The organism is Frateuria sp., from assembly GCF_035695185.1.
Classification (GTDB): domain Bacteria; phylum Pseudomonadota; class Gammaproteobacteria; order Xanthomonadales; family Rhodanobacteraceae; genus Frateuria_A.
Genome location: NZ_DASSES010000094.1, coordinates 1 through 16588 on the forward strand (window position 1 = coordinate 1; position 16588 = coordinate 16588).

General features: G+C 69.2%; 14 protein-coding genes and 1 tRNA gene. 9 read left to right on the forward strand and 6 right to left on the reverse strand.

The features are described from left to right. The 4 genes from VFH59_RS07200 to VFH59_RS07215 all read left to right on the forward strand — a co-directional run. Positions 1–514 (forward strand): adenosylhomocysteinase (locus VFH59_RS07200; RefSeq protein WP_325164205.1); only part of this gene is annotated, 514 nt, incomplete at its 5' end. 156 nt (positions 515–670) lie between these two features. After that, positions 671–1495: a methylenetetrahydrofolate reductase [NAD(P)H] gene (metF, locus tag VFH59_RS07205; RefSeq protein ID WP_325164206.1), complete on the forward strand. Its 825-nt coding sequence runs from the start codon at positions 671–673 to the stop codon at positions 1493–1495. A gap of 31 nt (positions 1496–1526) precedes the next feature. Continuing rightward, positions 1527–2030 (forward strand): DUF4124 domain-containing protein, encoded by a 504-nt coding sequence (locus tag VFH59_RS07210; protein ID WP_325164207.1) that lies wholly within the window; start codon positions 1527–1529, stop codon positions 2028–2030. Between the two features lie 61 nt (positions 2031–2091). Continuing rightward, a complete protein-coding gene (locus VFH59_RS07215; RefSeq protein ID WP_325164208.1) occupies positions 2092–3009 on the forward strand; it encodes a branched-chain amino acid transaminase in 918 nt (305 codons plus the stop codon). 111 nt (positions 3010–3120) lie between these two features. Here VFH59_RS07215 and VFH59_RS07220 read toward each other — a convergent pair whose 3' ends face one another. From VFH59_RS07220 to VFH59_RS07240, 5 genes are all read right to left on the reverse strand, one after another. Continuing rightward, positions 3121–4410 (reverse strand): HAMP domain-containing sensor histidine kinase, encoded by a 1290-nt coding sequence (locus VFH59_RS07220; protein WP_325164209.1) that lies wholly within the window; start codon positions 4408–4410, stop codon positions 3121–3123. Then, positions 4394–5080 carry a response regulator transcription factor gene (locus VFH59_RS07225; protein ID WP_091340102.1) on the reverse strand — a complete coding sequence of 229 codons (687 nt, stop codon included), beginning with the start codon at positions 5078–5080 and terminating at the stop codon, positions 4394–4396. Before VFH59_RS07225 ends, VFH59_RS07220 begins: the two co-directional genes overlap by 17 nt. A 309-nt stretch (positions 5081–5389) precedes the next feature. After that, entirely contained in the window at positions 5390–6268 is an 879-nt protein-coding gene (gene rimK / locus VFH59_RS07230) for a 30S ribosomal protein S6--L-glutamate ligase (protein ID WP_325164210.1), read from the reverse strand. Beyond that, positions 6265–6756 carry an ATP-dependent zinc protease gene (locus tag VFH59_RS07235; protein WP_325164211.1) on the reverse strand — a complete coding sequence of 164 codons (492 nt, stop codon included), beginning with the start codon at positions 6754–6756 and terminating at the stop codon, positions 6265–6267. The genes rimK and VFH59_RS07235 overlap by 4 nt, the downstream gene beginning before the upstream one ends. A gap of 101 nt (positions 6757–6857) precedes the next feature. Beyond that, positions 6858–6931, reverse strand: a tRNA-Gly gene (locus VFH59_RS07240). Between the two features lie 216 nt (positions 6932–7147). On the opposite strand from VFH59_RS07240, the gene VFH59_RS07245 reads away from it, so the two are divergent. The 5 genes from VFH59_RS07245 (at position 7148) to VFH59_RS07265 (ending at position 15026) form a co-directional block, all read left to right on the forward strand. Further along, positions 7148–9379, forward strand: coding sequence for a DUF6600 domain-containing protein (locus VFH59_RS07245; RefSeq protein ID WP_325164212.1), 2232 nt, complete (start codon positions 7148–7150; stop codon positions 9377–9379). Positions 9380–9446: 67 nt separating this feature from the next. Continuing rightward, positions 9447–10181, forward strand: a complete 735-nt coding sequence (gene trmB, locus VFH59_RS07250; protein ID WP_325164213.1) for a tRNA (guanosine(46)-N7)-methyltransferase TrmB — start codon at positions 9447–9449, stop codon at positions 10179–10181. A 270-nt stretch (positions 10182–10451) separates the two neighbouring features. Then, complete coding sequence (locus tag VFH59_RS07255; RefSeq protein ID WP_325164217.1) at positions 10452–12269, forward strand: SLC13 family permease; 1818 nt, start codon at positions 10452–10454, stop codon at positions 12267–12269. Between the two features lie 230 nt (positions 12270–12499). Beyond that, complete coding sequence (locus VFH59_RS07260) at positions 12500–13681, forward strand: MraY family glycosyltransferase (RefSeq protein ID WP_325164214.1); 1182 nt, start codon at positions 12500–12502, stop codon at positions 13679–13681. 382 nt (positions 13682–14063) lie between these two features. Next, positions 14064–15026 (forward strand): ATP-grasp fold amidoligase family protein, encoded by a 963-nt coding sequence (locus VFH59_RS07265; RefSeq protein ID WP_325164215.1) that lies wholly within the window; start codon positions 14064–14066, stop codon positions 15024–15026. 613 nt (positions 15027–15639) lie between these two features. On the opposite strand, the gene cysC is transcribed toward VFH59_RS07265, so the two are convergent. Next, on the reverse strand, positions 15640–16588 hold a 949-nt coding region (cysC, locus tag VFH59_RS07270), incomplete at its 5' end, for an adenylyl-sulfate kinase (protein ID WP_325164216.1).

The window sequence follows — 16588 nt, forward strand, 5'->3', positions numbered from 1 at the left end:
CGAGAGCACGCTGGGCCGCGGCGACATCTACGTCACCACCACCGGCAACAAGGACGTGATCCGCCTGGAGCACATGCAGGCGATGAAGGACCAGGCGATCGTCTGCAACATCGGCCACTTCGACAACGAGATCCAGGTCGAGAAGCTCAACGCCTCCGGTGCCGAGCGCACCAACATCAAGCCGCAGGTGGACAAGTACACCTTCAAGGACGGCCGCTCGATGTTCCTGCTGGCCGAAGGCCGCCTGGTGAACCTCGGCTGTGCCACCGGCCACCCGAGCTTCGTGATGTCCAACTCGTTCTCCAACCAGACGCTGGCGCAGATCGACCTGTGGGCGAACAAGGACCTGTACGAACCGAAGGTCTACATCCTGCCCAAGAAGCTGGACGAGGAAGTGGCGCGCCTGCACCTGGAGAAGATCGGGGTGAAGCTGACCACGCTGACGACCGAGCAGGCGGCGTACCTGGGCGTGCCGGTGGACGGGCCGTACAAGGCCGACCACTACCGCTACTGAGCGATCCGCTCTCTGTGTAGAGAAGGGGCCGCAGCGATGCGGCCCTTTTTCTTTGCGGGGTCCCCCGCGCCCCGGCCCCGGCGTCAAACATTCATCTATCGCTTCATCGCGATGAACGTATAGAATGCTGCCACGCACTGCAGGAGCGCATCGTCCATGCCCGCCATCAGCTTCGAATTCTTCCCGCCCAAGACCGACGAGCAGCGGACCCAGCTCGACCGTGCGGCACAGACGCTGAAGGCGCATGCACCGGACTACGTCTCGGTGACGTTCGGCGCGGGCGGCTCGACGCTGAGCTACACCGGCGAGACGGTGGCGCGACTGAACCGCCAGCATGGCCTGGCGGTGGCGCCGCACCTCTCCTGCATGGGTGGCACGCGGGCGGAGATCGCCGGACTGCTGGATGGTTACCGCGCGGCCGGCTACCGGCGCCTCGTGGCCCTGCGCGGCGACCTGCCCTCGGGCATGGCCTCGCCGGGCGACTTCCGCTATGCAGCCGAGCTGGTCGCGTTCATCCGCAAGCATTCGGGCGACCATTTCCACATCGAGGTGGCCGCCTACCCGGAGACCCATCCCCAGGCGGAGGACGCCTGGCGCGACCTGGCGCATTTCAAGGCGAAGGTCGATGCCGGGGCGGACGGCGCGATCACCCAGTACTTCTTCAACCCGGACGCCTATTTCCGTTTCGTCGACGACGTGCGCCGACTCGGAGTCACCGTGCCGATCGTGCCGGGCATCATGCCGATCACCAACTTCAGCCAGCTCAAGCGGTTTTCCGACGCCTGCGGCGCGGAGATCCCGCGCTGGATCACCAAGCGCATGCAGGCCCATGGCGACGACGCCGACGCGATCCGCGCGCTCGGCGCCGAGGTGGTGGCGCAGTTGTGTCGGCGTCTGCTGGAGGGTGGCGCGCCCGGGCTGCACTTCTACACGCTGAACCGGGCCCGGGCGACCCAGGCGGTGCTTGCGCAACTGCACTGAAGCCTCCGCAGCGGGCCGCTATGCTCGGCCCATGCCCCTGCTGCACTCCGCCCTGTTGCTGCTGCTCGCCCTGGCCACCCCGGCGGCATATGCGCAGGCGCCGATCTACCACTGCATCGCCGCCGACGGGCATCCGGTGTTCACCGACCAGCCCTGCGCCAGCCTGCAGGCCACCCCGGCACCGGCGTCCTCGGCCACCGGCGGCGCGCCCCTGCTGCGCCCGCCGGCCGTCACCTGCGCGGTCGACGAGGACCAGTTGCGCGACGCGGTCATCGATGTCTTCGCCAACCAGGATGCCAACCGCCTGGCGGGGCTGATGCTGTGGGCGGGCTACGGCGAGCATGCCGTCGTATCCGACATCCGTGGCCTGGCCGACATCATGCGCCGGCCGCTGATCGGCATCGACCTGGCGGCGGGCGCAACCATGTCCGAACTGGTCGTGCAAACCGCGTCCGAGGATGGCAGCGAGGAAGACAGCGAAACGCGCTTCGCCATCGAGCCCAGGGCCGGTTGCCTGTGGTTGCGCCGGGAATAGGCACGCGCGGGCGACGGCCCCCAGGCGGTATCATGGCCGGTCCCCTGCAAGGAGAACCCCCATGGCGCAGCAATACCCCGAGTGGATCTGGCAGAACGGCACGATCAAGCCGTGGCGCGAGGCCACCACCCACGTGATGTCGCATGCGCTGCATTACGGTTCGTCCGTGTTCGAAGGCATCCGCAGCTACGCCACGCCCGATGGGGCGGCGATCTTCCGCCTGACCGACCACCTCAACCGCCTGTACCAGTCGGCGCGCATCTACGACATGGTGCTGCCGTACTCGCAGGACGAGCTGGCCACGGCCTGCCGCGACGTGATCAGGAAGAATGGCCTGACCGCCGCCTACCTGCGCCCGGTGGCCTACCGCGGCCTGGGCGGCTTCGGCCTGTCGGCCGACACGCCGATCGACGTGGCGGTGGCGGCCTGGCCGATGGGCCCGTACCTCGGGCCGGAGGCGCTCGAACAGGGCATCACCGCCTGCGTGTCGAGCTGGCAGCGCTTCGCGCCGAACACCATTCCGGCCGGCGCCAAGGCCGGCGGCAATTACCTGTCGGGCCAGCTGATCGCGCGCGAGGCCCGCCGGCTCGGCTTCGGCGAGGGCATCGCGCTGGCCAATACGGGCCTGCTGAGCGAAGGCGCGGGCGAGAACCTGTTCCTGGTCTTCGACGGCGTGCTGCACACCACGCCGGCGAGTGCCTCGATCCTGACCGGCATCACCCGCGACACGCTCAAGACGCTGGCGCGCGAGGACGGCATCGAGGTGGTCGAGCGCGACCTGCCCCGCGAATACCTGTACCTGGCCGACGAGGTGCTGATGTGCGGCACCGCCGCCGAAGTCACGCCGATCCGCTCGATCGACGGCAAGCAGGTCGGCAACGGCACGGCCGGGCGGGTGACGCGGCGCCTGCAGGAGTTGTATTTCGGCCTGTTCGACGGGCGCACCAGCGACCAGTGGGGTTGGCTGGAGCCGGTGTGAGGGAAGGCAGGAACCGGTAAGAGAAGGGGCCGCGAAAGCGGCTCCTTTTTTTGCCCGGTTTCCCGCGAGTCCGGCCCCTCATCCCTTAACCTCCCGGAGGGGGAGCAGGCATCAGGCCGGTTCGAACACCAGGCTGGCGATGGCGCCGTTGGCATCGCTGCGCGGTCGCATCGATACCTGCCAGCCATACAGGTCGCACAAGCGGCGCACGATCGCCAGGCCGAGGCCCGCGCCGCTGCCGCCGGCGCCCTCGCCGCGCACGCCGCGCTGGAAAAGCCGCTCGGCATCTTCCGGCTTGATGCCGGGGCCGGTGTCGATCACCTCGATCCGGCCGCTGCCGACTTCCACCTGCACCAGACCCTCGAGCGTGTATTTGATGGCGTTGCCGATCAGGTTGGTCAGCGCCACGGCGAGCACCGAGGCCGGGGCGTTCACGCTCACGGGGTCGTGCACGGTCAGCGCGATGTCCAGCGGCTTGTCGCGCATCTGCGGGCGCTGGCTTTCGATCACGTCGGCGGCGACCCTGGCCACTTCCGTGGTCTCGCCGCGCGTCGGCCCGCGGCGCTCCGCGCGGGAAAGCAGCAGCAGCGCCTCGATCAGCTCGGTGGCCTGGCGCGAGGCGCGTTCGATGCGCTTGAGCCGCTCGCGCAGCTTGTCGGTGAGGTCCGGCGAACCCTGCAGCAGTTCGGTGGTGCTGGCGATCACGGCCAGCGGCGTGCGCAGCTCGTGGCTCACGTCGGAGTTGAACTCGCGGTCGCGCTCGACCATCGCGGTCAGCCGCGCGGCGTATTCGTCCAGCGCCAGCGCCAGCTCACCTACCTCGTCGTCGGCGAAATGCGGTGCCAGCGGATCGGCCTTGCCGGCCTTGCGGAAATCGCGCAGGCGCGCGGCCAGCTCGCTGACCGGCTTGAGCACCTTGCGCGAGAGCCACAGGCCGAGCACGAGCGAGAGCAGGCCGAACAGGAACACCGCGCCGATCACACTGAACAGGAGTTGGCGCTTGCCCAGCTCGTCGCGGGAGATGTCGTAGCGCAGGAAACTGTAGATGCCGTTCTTGTGCTCGACCGCGAGCTTGTAGTGGTGGGTCTTGCCGTCGGCGCCCGTGTCGCTGACGTCATGGACGCCGTTCTCCAGTTGCTGCCACTCCAGCGGGGCCTTGTAGATCGTGCGGTCGCTCCAGGTCCACGCTTCGACGATGCCGAACTTGGGCTGGCGGTCCGGATGCTCGTGCACCTGCCGGTTGAGGTTGTCCACCTCGTCCAGCAGCGTGGCGGTGACCAGCTGGTCCTCGACCCGGGCGCGGATATTGAGCGCGGAAAACGCGAACAACGCGCTGAGGCCGAAGCCGAACAGCGCGAAGGAGACGATCAGGCGGAACCGCAGCTTACGCCTGGACAGCATCCGGCTCGACCATGCGGTACCCGATGCCGTGGCGCGTGTGGATCAGCGGCTTGTCGAACGGCTTGTCGATCGCCGCGCGCAGGCCGTGGATGTGCACGCGCAGCGAGTCGCTGTCGGGCAGCTCCTCACCCCACACACGCTGCTCCAGGTCCTGCCGGGTGACCACCGAGGGGCTGGCTTCCATCAATGCCTGCAGGAGCTTGAGGCCGATCGGGTTGAGCTGGATCGACTTGCCGTCGCGGCTGACGGTGAGCGTGTCCAGGTTGTAGGTCAGGTCGGCGACCTTCAGCACGCGGCTCTGCGGACCCTTGCCGCGGCGCGCCAGCACCTCGAGCCGGGCGGCCAGCTCCTGCAAAGCGAAGGGCTTGGTCATGTAGTCATCGGCACCGGACTCGAAGCCGGTGAGTTTCTGCTCCAGCGCGTCGCGCGCGGTCAGCATCAGCACCGGCGTCTGCTTGTGCGCCTCGTGGCGCAGCTTGCGCGCGACATCCAGGCCGTCCATGCCCGGCAGGGTCAGGTCCAGCACGATCACGTCGAAGTCGTGCACGACGGCCAGGTGCAGGCCGGTCACGCCGTCACCGGCGAAGTCGACCACGTGCCCGCGGTCTTCCAGGTAATCGCCGATGTTGGTCGCGATATCGCTGTTGTCTTCGATCACAAGGACACGCATGCGCCACTCCAAGGGCCACTGGCCGCCAAGGGGAGCAAGCTTAACAAGCTTGCCGGAAGGGTGGCCGGCTCTCGCGAGCCGGGGCCAATAAAAAGGCCCAGATGCCCGACTCGTCGTCGCTGCACCTGGGCCCAAGCTTACTGCCCCGATACCGAATCTGCCGGCTCCGGCCTTGCGCCCGGCGCCAGCACATTGCAGTGGGGCCTTTATAGGGCCCGGGCGGTTACGGTGCGGTTAACCCCGGCTCACGCGCCCGTTAACCGACGTGTCCGGCGCGCACGTTCTAGTGCCGCACGCGTGAAGAAAAGCTCAGGCGCCTGCCTGCTCCTCCAGGTGCCGGATGATGTGACCGGCGACATCCACGCCGGTGGCCGTCTCGATGCCCTCCAGCCCCGGTGAGGCGTTGACCTCCAGGATCAGCGGGCCACGGTCCGAACGCAGCAGGTCCACGCCGGCGATGCCCAGGCCCAGCGCCCCGGCCGCGCGCACCGCGATGCGCTTTTCCTCCGCGCTCAGGATGGCCTTCGACGCGCTGCCGCCGCGGTGCAGGTTGGCGCGGAAGTCGCCCGGGCTGGCCTCGCGCTGCATCGCCGCGATCACCTTCCGGCCAACCACGAAGCAGCGCAGGTCGCTGCCCTTGGCCTCGGCGATGAACTCCTGCACCAGGAAGTTGGCGTACAGGCCGCGGAAGGCTTCGATGACGCTCTGCGAGGCGCTGCGTTTCTCGGCCAGTACCACGCCGGTGCCCTGGCTGCCTTCGTTGAGCTTGATGACGTGGGGTGGCTCGCCGAGCATCGCCAGCACGTCGTTGGTGTCGTCGGGGTTGTCGCCGAACACCGTCACCGGCATGTCCAGCCCGTGGGAGGCGAGGATCTGCAGCGCGCGCAGCTTGTCGCGCGCGCGCAGCACCGCGTCCGACGAATTGGGTGCGTACACCCCCATCATCTCCAGCTGGCGCAGGACTGCCGTGCCATAGAAGGTGGAGGTGGTGCCGATGCGCGGGATCACCGCGTCGAAGTCGCGCAGCGCCTTGCCCTTGTAGCGCACCGACGCGCCGCCCGGGGCGATCCGCACGTAGCAGCGCAGCGGATCGAGCACGCGCACGACGTGGTTGCGCTCGCGCGCGGCCTCGACCAGCCGGCGGGTCGAGTACAGCCGCGTGTTCCGCGACAGGATGGCGATCTTCATGGCAGCTGGCCGTAAGGGTGTTCGTGGGCGACCCGGCCCGCCGGCCCGGCGAAGGCCGGCCGCGGGCGTGGCTGGGTATAGGAAAGCCGGGGATCGACCGCGAAGCGCCCGAGCAACGCGCTGCGGCCGAGCAGCATGGGGAACAGCATGTGCCGCCGGTCGGTGAGGCTGATCTCGATGGGATAGCGTGCGCCGGCCAGCTGCACGTCGCTGCGCACGAACCAGCGCTCGCTGCCATGCCCGCCGGTATCGGTCACCACGCGCCGGTCCAGCGCCGGCGCCTGGCACTGCACGGTGCGCGGATGATGCCGGCCCAGGGTGAGCGAGAAGCGCAGCCAGGTCGCGCCGGCGCGCTCGAACACTTCCAGCGTATCCACGTGCAGCGAACTGGAACGCGCGCCGGTATCGAGCTTGGCCTTGAGCATGTCCACGCCCAGCTGCGGCAGTGCCAGCCGTTCCCGCCAACCGAGGGTGATCACGTCTGTCATCGCTGCACGGATGGTGGCGGGAAGGCCGGAAAGCGTGGCGGGCCGGACCCTCAAGGGGAGGTGAAATCAGCCCGGCCGGATCGGCCGGGCTGCGTGCAGGCTGGAGCGGGTGAAGGGAATCGAACCCTCGTCAGTAGCTTGGGAAGCTACAGCTCTACCATTGAGCTACACCCGCGTTCGCCGCCGATGTTAACCCGGGAGGCGGGAGTTGGGGAACGGGGGCCCGCGTGCAGGCCGGCCGGGGCATTCCCGCACCGGCCATGAACCCTACATGGCGGCCGGCTGAACCGTGGGCACCGCGGCGCGCTGCAGCATGAACGGCCAGCCCATAATCGGTCATCGCCTCGTGATGCCAGCCGTTTGCATGCCTGACACGGCGGAGGAAAGAACCATGCGTGGACGTTCGAGACTGCAGCTCTTCTGGCGCGCCTGCACCGCCACCCTGCTGCTGTGTGGCGCCGGGGCCCTGCACGCGCAGGCGACCGACTCCACCGGCGATCCGCCGGACCGCGTCGCCCGCCTCTCCTACCAGGAGGGCGACGTCGGCCTGCTGCCTTCGGGAGCGCAGGACTGGGGCGAGGCCGTCATCAACCGTCCGCTGACCACCGGCGACCGCCTTTCCAGCAGTGACGGCGCCCGCGCCGAGCTGGAGCTGGACGGCGCCACCGTGCGCCTGGACGGCGGCACCGACGTGGGATTCCTGCAACTGGACGACCAGCTGGCCCAGCTGGAGCTCACCCAGGGCACGCTCGACCTGACCGTGCGCCGGCTCGACGACGGCCAGAGCTACGAGATCGACACGCCCACCGTGGCGCTGGTGGTCGACCACCCCGGCAAGTACCGCCTGGACGTCGACCGCGACGGCCGCGCCACCCGCGTCACCGCCTTCGACGGCAGTGCCACGGTGTACGGCGAGAACGACGCGCAACGGCTGGTGGTCGCCGGGCGCAGTTACCGCTTCGGCGATTCGGCGCTGAACGATGTGACGGTGGAACAGCTCGCCGGCGGCGACGACTTCGACCGCTGGAGCGAGGCGCGCGACCGTCGTTATGCGGACTCCGGATCACGCCGCTACGTGTCCGAGGACGTGATCGGCTACCAGGACCTGGACCGCTACGGCCACTGGCAGGCCGATCCGGAGTACGGCCAGGTCTGGTACCCGGCGCACGTCGACACCGGCTGGGCGCCCTACCGCGATGGCCACTGGGCCTGGGTGGCCCCGTGGGGCTGGACCTGGGTCGACGATGCCCCCTGGGGCTTCGCGCCCTACCACTACGGCCGCTGGGCCTGGCGCAGCCGCGGCTGGTGCTGGGTGCCCGGCCCGATCGGCTGGCGCCCGGTCTACGCGCCGGCGCTGGTCGCCTTCGTCGGCGGCAGCCACTGGCGCGTGGCGCTGGGCAGTGCCCCGGTCGGCTGGTATCCGCTCGGCCCGGGAGACGTCTACGACCCCTGGTACGGCGGCAGCCGCCGCTACTACACCCAGGTCAACGTGACCAACATCCACGTGCACGACAGGCGGATCGCGGACCGGGTGGACCGCCGCTACCGCGACTGGCACCGCGGCATCGCCCCGCCGGTGCGCGCACTGCGTGGCGGCGGCCCGCGCGGCTTTACCGCGGTACCGGCGCACAGCTTCGCGAGCGCCGACCGCGTGCAGCGCCATCGCCTGCAGATCCACCCCGGCCAGCTTGCCGGCGCCCGCCTGCTGACCCGCCACGGGACCCCGAAGCCCACCTCGCGCAGCTTCGCCCCGCCGCGCCCGGCCCAGGCACGCGCGCTGCCGGCGCAGGGCTTCCGGCGCGAAGTGGTGGCGCTGCACGCGCCACGGGTGGAACGCGTGGCCGCGCGCAACGCCCCGATCCGGCCGTCCGTGGCCGCGCCGACCCACGTGCGGATCCTGCGGCCGCGTGGCGGAACCCTGCCGACCGTCGCGCACATCGCCCCGGCCTGGCGGGCCGGTTCGGGCCGCGAGGCCCCCCGTGCTCCGGCCGCTGCCCGCGAACGCGAGGTCCGCAGTGCGCCGGCGCCGGCCCGCATGGCCCCGCGCGAGGCGCCGCTGCGCCCGGGCGAGCTGCGCTCGGCGCGGTTCGTGCGCGCCCATGCATCACGCGCTCCGGCAGAGCCGCGCCCGGGCGTGAGCGTCATCCACGACACTGCGACCGATCGCGAGCGTGCTGCGCGTGCCGTGCCCACGCTACCGCGGCCCGCGCATTTCGAGCGCGCGGACGCGGCGCGAAGGCTACCGACGCGGCATCCGGACGCGGCACCCGGCGTGCGCTTCCAGCGCGCACCCGATGCCGATGCGCGTGCCCGTGCCTCGCGCATCGAGGCGGCCCGTGCTCAGGCGGCGACGCGCGTGCCGCCGTTGCGCCGCAATGATCGCCCCGCCCAGCCCGCCAATCTGCGCCGGCCCGATTTCGACACGCAGCTGCGCACCCGCACCGCTCCGCCGCCGCCACGCTTCCAGCGCCCGCCGGACTTCCGCGAAGCACGGCCCGTGCCGCACGCGGCCCCGATGCAACGCGGATCTGCGCCAGCGCCACGGCAGGCACCGGCCCGGGCGCCCGCCCCGGCGCCGAAGCCGGGGCACCAATCGACACGGCGTTTCGAGGCACACCAGTGAGCCAACAGGCGGCGCCCACGCGGCGCCGCCGCTACAATGCGCGACCCCGTGGCATGGCCTGCCCGCCATGTCCATCGCAATCCAGGCGCACGCCGTGAACGACCAGCCTCCGCACCCCGACCGCCCCCCGTACCTGCGCCGCATCCGCAGCTTCGTGCTGCGCGAGGGCCGCATGACGCCTGCGCAACAGCGCGCCTTCGACGCGCATTGGGCGCGCTTCGGCATCGACTACCGCGGTGAGCTGCAGGATCTCGCCAGCCGCTTCGGCCGCGTCGCGCCGCGCGTGCTGGAAATCGGCTTCGGGAACGGCGAAGCACTGGCCTGGGCCAGTGAACACGATCCGGCGCGCGACTACATCGGCGTGGAAGTGCACGGCCCGGGCGTAGGCCGGCTGATGAATGCGCTGGCCGCGCGCGAGGCTTCCAACGTGCGGCTGTACAAGCACGACGCGGTGGAGGTGCTCGAGCACGAGATCACACCAGGCACGCTGGCCGAGGCGCGGATCTGGTTTCCCGATCCCTGGCACAAGAAGCGCCACAACAAGCGGCGCATCGTGCAGCCGGACTTCGTCGCCCTGCTCGCCACACGCATGGCGCCCGGTGGTCTGCTGCACCTGGCCACCGACTGGCAGCCCTACGCCGAACACATGCTGGAGGTGATGGAGGCGGCACCCGCCTGGCGCAACGCGATCGCCCCCGGCCAGTACGCCGAGAAGCCGGCCTGGCGCATCGAAACGCACTTCGAGCGGCGCGGGCTGAAGCTCGGCCACGGGGTGTGGGACCTGCTCTACCGCAAGGTCTGAGTGGGCGCCTCTCCCCCGGGAGGCGGCCGGGCTGAGGCTTCGCACTGGCCGCAAGCCGATGCTTGTCCCGAGCTCCGATAACCTCCTTCCCCACCCGGCTTTCCGCGAGCCCCGGCCCCAGGTTCACCGCCCACTGCGACGCCCCGCTTATACTGGCGGGACAGACAGGGACGGGCCCGGCCGCGTGAGGCATCCACTGCACAACCCCATCCGCTTTCACCACCAGCCTCACCTGGACGCTCGCTAGTGGCCCTCGCGCTCACCCCCGAAATGATCCGGGTGCTCGGGCTGGTGGGCTTCACCATGCTGATGCTGGTGCTGGAGTGGATCCGCGCCGACATGGTCGCGCTGCTGGTGGTGGTGGTGATCGGCCTGACCGGGCTGATCCCGTCCGACCGCGTGTTCAACGGCTTCGCCGGCAACGCGGTGATCGCGATCATCGCGATCATGATCATGGGCGCGGGACTGGACCGCGCCGGTGTGCTCTCGCTGACCGCCAGCTTCGTGATGCGCATGGCACGCGGCAAGGAATCGCGCCTGGGCGTGGTGATCAACTCGGTGACGAGCCTGTTCAGCGCGGTGATCCCGAGCCAGGCGCTGGCCGCGCTGATGATCCCGGTGACCAGCCGCCTGTCTGCGCGCACCGGCGTGCCGATCTCCCGGCTGCTGCTGCCGATGGGCTTCTGCATCCTCACCGCGACCAACACCACGCTGATCGCCAACTCGCCGCTGATCGTCCTCAACGACCTGATCGCCAGCGCCAACGCCAACCTGCCGCCCGGCGCGCACACGATCCCGAAGTTCGGCCTGTTCAGCGTGACCCCGGTCGGCCTGGTGCTGGCGCTGCTTGGCATCGGCTACTTCTGGCTGTTCACCCGCAAGCTGCTGCCCGAGCGCGAGGACGAGCGGCTGAAAGTGACCCCGGGCCGCACCGAGAGCTACTTCGCCGAGACCTACGGCATCGGTGGCGAGACGGCCGAACTGACCGTCACCGCCGAAAGCCCGCTGGTGGGCATGAGCATCGGCGAGGTCGAGCAACTGCATGGCGCGCCGCTGATCTTGGCGATCAAGAGCGGCAACGACGCGCGCATGGCGCCGCCGGTCGACTACGTGATCTGGGTCGGCTCGGTGCTCGGCGTGCTGGCGCCGCGCGAGGAGATCAACCGCTTCGCCAACAACCAGCTATGCAAGGTGTCCCCGCGCATGCGCCAGCTGGGCGAACTGTTCAACCCGACCCGCGCGGGCATCTCCGAGGCGGTGCTGCCGCCATCCTCGCGCTTCCTCAAGCAGAACGTGGGCGACCTGCGACTGCGCAAGCGCTATGGCATCTCGGTGCTGGCGATCAACCGCGGCGACCAGGTGTTCCGCGACGACGTGCGCGGCGTGAACCTGCGCGCAGGCGACACGCTGGTGCTGCACTCGAGCTGGCGCGACCTCGCGCTGGCCGCCGAAGACAAGGACCTCGTCGTCGTCACCGACATCCCGAAGGAAGAGCAGCGCCCGGGCAAGATCTGGCAGGCCGTCGGCTTCTTCCTGCTGGCCAAGTGCCTGGCCCTGTTCACCCACCTGGACCTGTCGGTGGCGATGATGACCGGCGCGATCGGCATGCTGCTGACCGGCGTGCTGAACATGGACGAGGCCTACAAGGCGGTCAACTGGAAGACGATTTTCGTCACCGCCTGTCTCATTCCGCTCGGCTGGTCGATGGATGCCACCGGCACGGCCGCCTGGCTGGCGCAGGAGGTGCTCGACAAGCTGGGCGGCGCCTCGCCGTGGATCCTGCAGGCGTGCCTGGCGATGCTCACCCTGCTGTTCTCGCAGGTGATGTCCAACGTGGGCGCGACGGTGATGATGGTGCCGATCGCGATCAGCGTGGCGGTGGCCACGGGGGGCAACCCTTCAGCCTACGCACTGATCGTGGCGGTATCCTCGTCCAATACCTTCCTGCTGAGCTCGGGCCACCCCGCGCTGATGATGGTGGCCGGCCCCGGCGGCTACCGCGGCAAGGATTTCCTGCGCGTGGGCGTGCCGCTCACGCTGGCGATGCTGGTGACCACGCTGGTGGTCATCAATCTGCTGTTCCGCTGATCGGCGGGTGAATTTCCCAGCGGCCTGAACAGGCCCCTGGCGCCTTACTTGCAGGCGGGTTGCGCCTGTCTCCCATTGACGAGAATTGCACTGGCGGCTGCCTACCCTGTTTCGAAGCCTCTTAACACCAGGCTTAGGGAACGGGGATATCCGGTTTTGCCTGCTAACGCAGGTGGTGCCGTGTCAGTCGACGGGGAAGTCACGTCTGCCGGCATGGCCTGATCAGGACGATGGGACTAGCCACTATGCAGTACTCCCGGATACTTATCGCTTGTCTGACGGCCGCCTGCGTTTCGGCTCTGGCGATCGCCATCCTTTACCGTTTTGCCGAAGCCTGGGGTCTGGTCGACCGTCCGGATGAACGCAAACATCACGTCGGCCACATCCCCCTGATCGGCGGACTGGCCGCCTTCGTCGGCGTCCTGGCCGGCGCCGTGGTCGACGGGCAGGCCCCCTTGTTCACCAATGTCCTGCTGGCCACCGCGGCGGTGCTCGCGGTGGTCGGCGCGCTGGACGACCGCTTCGATCTCAGCGTTCGCACGCGCCTGCTGGTGCAGACCGCCGCGGTACTGACCATGGTCGCCGTGACCGGTGTCCATATCCACACGCTCGGCCACCTGTTCGGTCAGGAGTTCGAGCTGGGCGTGTTCGGCATCCCGCTGACCGTGGTCGCGGTGATCGGCCTGCTCAATGCCTTCAACATGATGGACGGCATCGACGGCCTGGCCGGCATGCTGGCACTGGTCAGCATCGCCGCGATCATCCTGTACCAGGGCCAGCCCCAGTGGCCTGGCGTGATCGTGCTGGTGCTGCTGGCCGGCGCGCTGGTGCCCTACCTGGCGGCGAACCTCGGCCTGGCCGGCAAGAAGATCTTCCTCGGCGACGCCGGCAGCATGGTGGTGGGCTACATCCTGGCGTGGACGTTGATCCACCTGAGCCAGAGCGTGCCGGACACCGAGCTTTCCACGATCGACGTGCTCTGGTGCGTGGCCCTGCCGGTGCTGGACACGCTGCAGGTGGTGGTGCGCCGGATCCGCGAGGGCAAGAGCCCGTTCAAGCCCGACCGCGGCCACATCCACCACATGATGCTGCGCGCCGGCCTGGGCCCGCGCACCACGCTGGTGGCGCTGGTGATGCTGGCGATCGGGCTGGCGCTGACCGGCATGCTCACCCACTCGCTGGCGCCCGGCAGCAATCTGCTCGCCTTCGGCGCACTGACGGTGATCTACGTCACTGCCATGGGGCGCATCTGGCAGAAGCAGCAGGCGGCACCGGCGCGGCCCCAGCCGCGTCCCACGCTGGAGCCGGAACGGCTGCCGAGCAACGTGGTGCGGCTGCAGTCCTCGGTGACCTTCCTGTCCTCCTACGGCAAGAACTCCCACGGTCCCAAGCGCGGCTCGGCTGCCAAGTAGGAACTGCCCCGGGCGGCGCGGCACGGCCGCGTCGCCTTCCCGGCCTCCCCGACGTGCGCATGGCAGAGATGCATGCACCCCGGCCTGGCCCCCGACACGCGGTTTGCCTCTCCCACCGGTCGAGTCACCGGGGCGACCGTATCCGCGCGCATCACGGCGCCGTACACCCGCTCTTCCGTGACATTGCACGCGGCATCGACCACGAATCCCCAACAATTGCCGTCATCCCCACCCAAGGAAGTCGCCAGAGCGTGAGTTCGACCGCCGATCAGATGAAGCAGGACAGCCTGCCCTCCCGGCTGCAGCCGTGGGCCGGCCGACACTCCCGGGCGGACCGCAACGCGCTCGATCGCGGATGGCACGGCACGCAGCAGGCAGCACGATGACGCGCAAGCTCAGAGCCATCAGGGACCAGGTGTCGCCGTTGGTGATGGCGCTGCCCGATTGCGCTTTCTACCAGTACAAGTACCTGATAACCCACGGGCGGCCGTGCCACTTCCAGCAGCCGCGCCGCTTCTCCGAGAAGATATTCCACCGCATGCGTTATCCCTCGCCGCTGTTCTCGCGGCTGGCGGACAAGGTCGAGGTACGCAGCTACGTCGCCAACACGGTCGGCACGCAGTACCTGGTGCCGGCCTACCTGATCGCCGAAAAGGTGACACCGGAGACCTTCGACGCGCTGCCCGGCTGCTTCGTGATGAAGGCCAACCACAGCTTCGGCCAACTGCGCATCGTGCTCGACAAGCGCAACGAGGACCCGGTGGCGCTGGCCGCCCTGGCCAACCAGTGGATGGCCTCGGAGTTCCCCATGCGGATGCGCGAGAAGCACTACCGCTACATCCGCCCGCGCATCATCTTCGAACATGCACTGCTCACCGACGGTCGGCCGCCGGCCGATTTCAAGTTCAACGTGTTCAACCCGGGGCACGGACAGAAGCCGTATGTCTTCATCCAGCACATGCAGGGACGCTTCGAGCACCTGACCCAGGACCTCTACCTGGAGGATTGGCGGCCGGCACCCTTCCAGTTGCTGCACCAGAAGACCAGCGGTTGCGTCGCGCCGCGCCCCGAGCAGCTGGACGAGATGCTCCAAGTTGCCCGCAAGCTGGCCGAACCGCTGGGTTACATGCGGGTGGACCTGTACGTGCACCAGGGACGGGTGTACGTCGGCGAGCTCACCCTGACGCCAGGCGCCGGCCGGTACGTGTTCGACCCGAAGGAGTGGGACGAAACGCTGGGAGCGAAGTTCGGCTGGCCGGAGCCGGCCCCGTACGGAGAGGACCTGCCACCCGGCGGCAGGAATCCCTCGGCGGTGGCGCCACGCGTCGCCAGCACGCTCGACTGAAGTCGGGAGTCGAGCGATGCCGGCCATCCTGCCCGCGCGGCCGCGAACGAGCCATTAGCCTGCCCCGCTGCGTGGCACACCGTGCTGCACGGTGCCGGCCGCCCCCTCACCCTGGGCCTCCAGAGCAGGCGCGCCGTGTTGGGCATGGCGCGCAGCCGGTGCCTGCGCGCAGGGCCGGAGAGAAAGTGCCGAAGACGCGCCGTGGCTGCTGAAGGGCTTCGACAAGCCGGCGGCGCTGTTCGAGTCGTCCGCGGTCCGCCGCCCTTCCTGATCGCGCCCCGGGAACCGAGAAGGATCCATGCGGGCTTCGCTCGCGCACGCAGTCGAGGAGACTGCGCGGGTGCCGACCGGCCGCCGGAAACGCCGGAGCACCCGCGCCCCACGGCTCGAGCGCCCGGGCCGCGGCCCTCACCCCGCCCTCACCCCGGAGGGAAAGGAACAAGGTGAGTGGACAGGTTCCCAACCATGCGAGCGGTCGGGAATAACGAGGAGTACCGACTTGCCGGTGGAAGGGGCTGACAAGCCGTCGGCGCGCGGTTCAGCGCCCCGCGCGCCCCGGCCCCTCACCCTGCCCCACCCCGGACGGAGCGGGACAAGGCGGGTGGCCTGCGTGTCATTGACCGAGCAGGTGGTCGATCACGCGCTGTGCCATCTCGTCCACGGAGGCACCCGACGTCTCCAGGTGCATCTCCGGCCGTTCCGGCCGCTCGTAGGGCGAGTCGATGCCGGTGAAGTTGCGGATCTGGCCTGCACGCGCCTTCGCATACAGCCCCTTGGGATCGCGCTGCGCACAGACCTCCAGCGGGGTGTCGACGAAGACCTCGCGGAACTCGCCGTTCTCGAACAGTCTGCGCGCCATGCCGCGTTCGCTGCGGAACGGGCTGATGAAGGACACCAGCACGATCAGGCCCGCGTCGACCATCAGCTTGGATACCTCCGCCACGCGGCGGATGTTCTCCACGCGGTCCTCCTCGGTGAAGCCGAGGTCGCGGTTGAGCCCATGGCGCACGTTGTCGCCGTCGAGCATGTAGGTGTGGTAGCCCATGGCGTGCAGGCGCTTCTCGACCACGTTCGCGATGGTCGACTTGCCCGAGCCGGACAGGCCGGTGAACCACAGGCACGCCGGCGTCTGGCCCTTGATGCGGGCACGGGCCACGCGATCGACTTCGGTATGTTGCCAATGGATGTTGTCCGCACGGCGCAACGCGAAGTCGAGCGTGCCGGCGGCGACCGTGGCGTTGGTCTGGCGGTCGATCAGGATGAACGCGCCGAGCTCGCGGCAGTCCTGGTAGGACTCGAATGCGATGGCGTGATCCAGGCTCAGGTTGCAGAAGCCGACCTCGTTCAGTTCCAGGCGCTTGGCGGCACGCTTTTCCTGCGTGTTCACGTCGACGCGATGCTTGATCTCGGTGACCTGCGCCGTGACCAGCCGGGCGCCGACCTTCATCCAGTACGGGCGGCCCGGAAGCAGCGCCGCCGCATCCATCCACAGCACGTGTGCCGCGAACTGGTCAGCCACCTGCGGCGGTGAGGACGTGGTGGCGATCACGTCGCCACGGCTG

Bases quoted from the DNA above. Each gene is read 5' to 3' on its own strand.
- VFH59_RS07215 (WP_325164208.1), top strand. From the start codon at position 2,092: ATGGCGCAGCAATACCCCGAGTGGATCTGGCAGAACGGCACGATCAAG.
- VFH59_RS07265 (WP_325164215.1), top strand. From the start codon at position 14,064: ATGACGCGCAAGCTCAGAGCCATCAGGGACCAGGTGTCGCCGTTGGTG.
- VFH59_RS07220 (WP_325164209.1), bottom strand. From the start codon at position 4,410: ATGCTGTCCAGGCGTAAGCTGCGGTTCCGCCTGATCGTCTCCTTCGCG.
- VFH59_RS07225 (WP_091340102.1), bottom strand. From the start codon at position 5,080: ATGCGTGTCCTTGTGATCGAAGACAACAGCGATATCGCGACCAACATC.
- VFH59_RS07235 (WP_325164211.1), bottom strand. From the start codon at position 6,756: ATGACAGACGTGATCACCCTCGGTTGGCGGGAACGGCTGGCACTGCCG.
- VFH59_RS07255 (WP_325164217.1), top strand. From the start codon at position 10,452: ATGATCCGGGTGCTCGGGCTGGTGGGCTTCACCATGCTGATGCTGGTG.
- rimK (WP_325164210.1), bottom strand. From the start codon at position 6,268: ATGAAGATCGCCATCCTGTCGCGGAACACGCGGCTGTACTCGACCCGC.
- VFH59_RS07210 (WP_325164207.1), top strand. From the start codon at position 1,527: ATGCCCCTGCTGCACTCCGCCCTGTTGCTGCTGCTCGCCCTGGCCACC.
- VFH59_RS07260 (WP_325164214.1), top strand. From the start codon at position 12,500: ATGGGACTAGCCACTATGCAGTACTCCCGGATACTTATCGCTTGTCTG.
- trmB (WP_325164213.1), top strand. From the start codon at position 9,447: ATGTCCATCGCAATCCAGGCGCACGCCGTGAACGACCAGCCTCCGCAC.
- metF (WP_325164206.1), top strand. From the start codon at position 671: ATGCCCGCCATCAGCTTCGAATTCTTCCCGCCCAAGACCGACGAGCAG.
- VFH59_RS07245 (WP_325164212.1), top strand. From the start codon at position 7,148: ATGCGTGGACGTTCGAGACTGCAGCTCTTCTGGCGCGCCTGCACCGCC.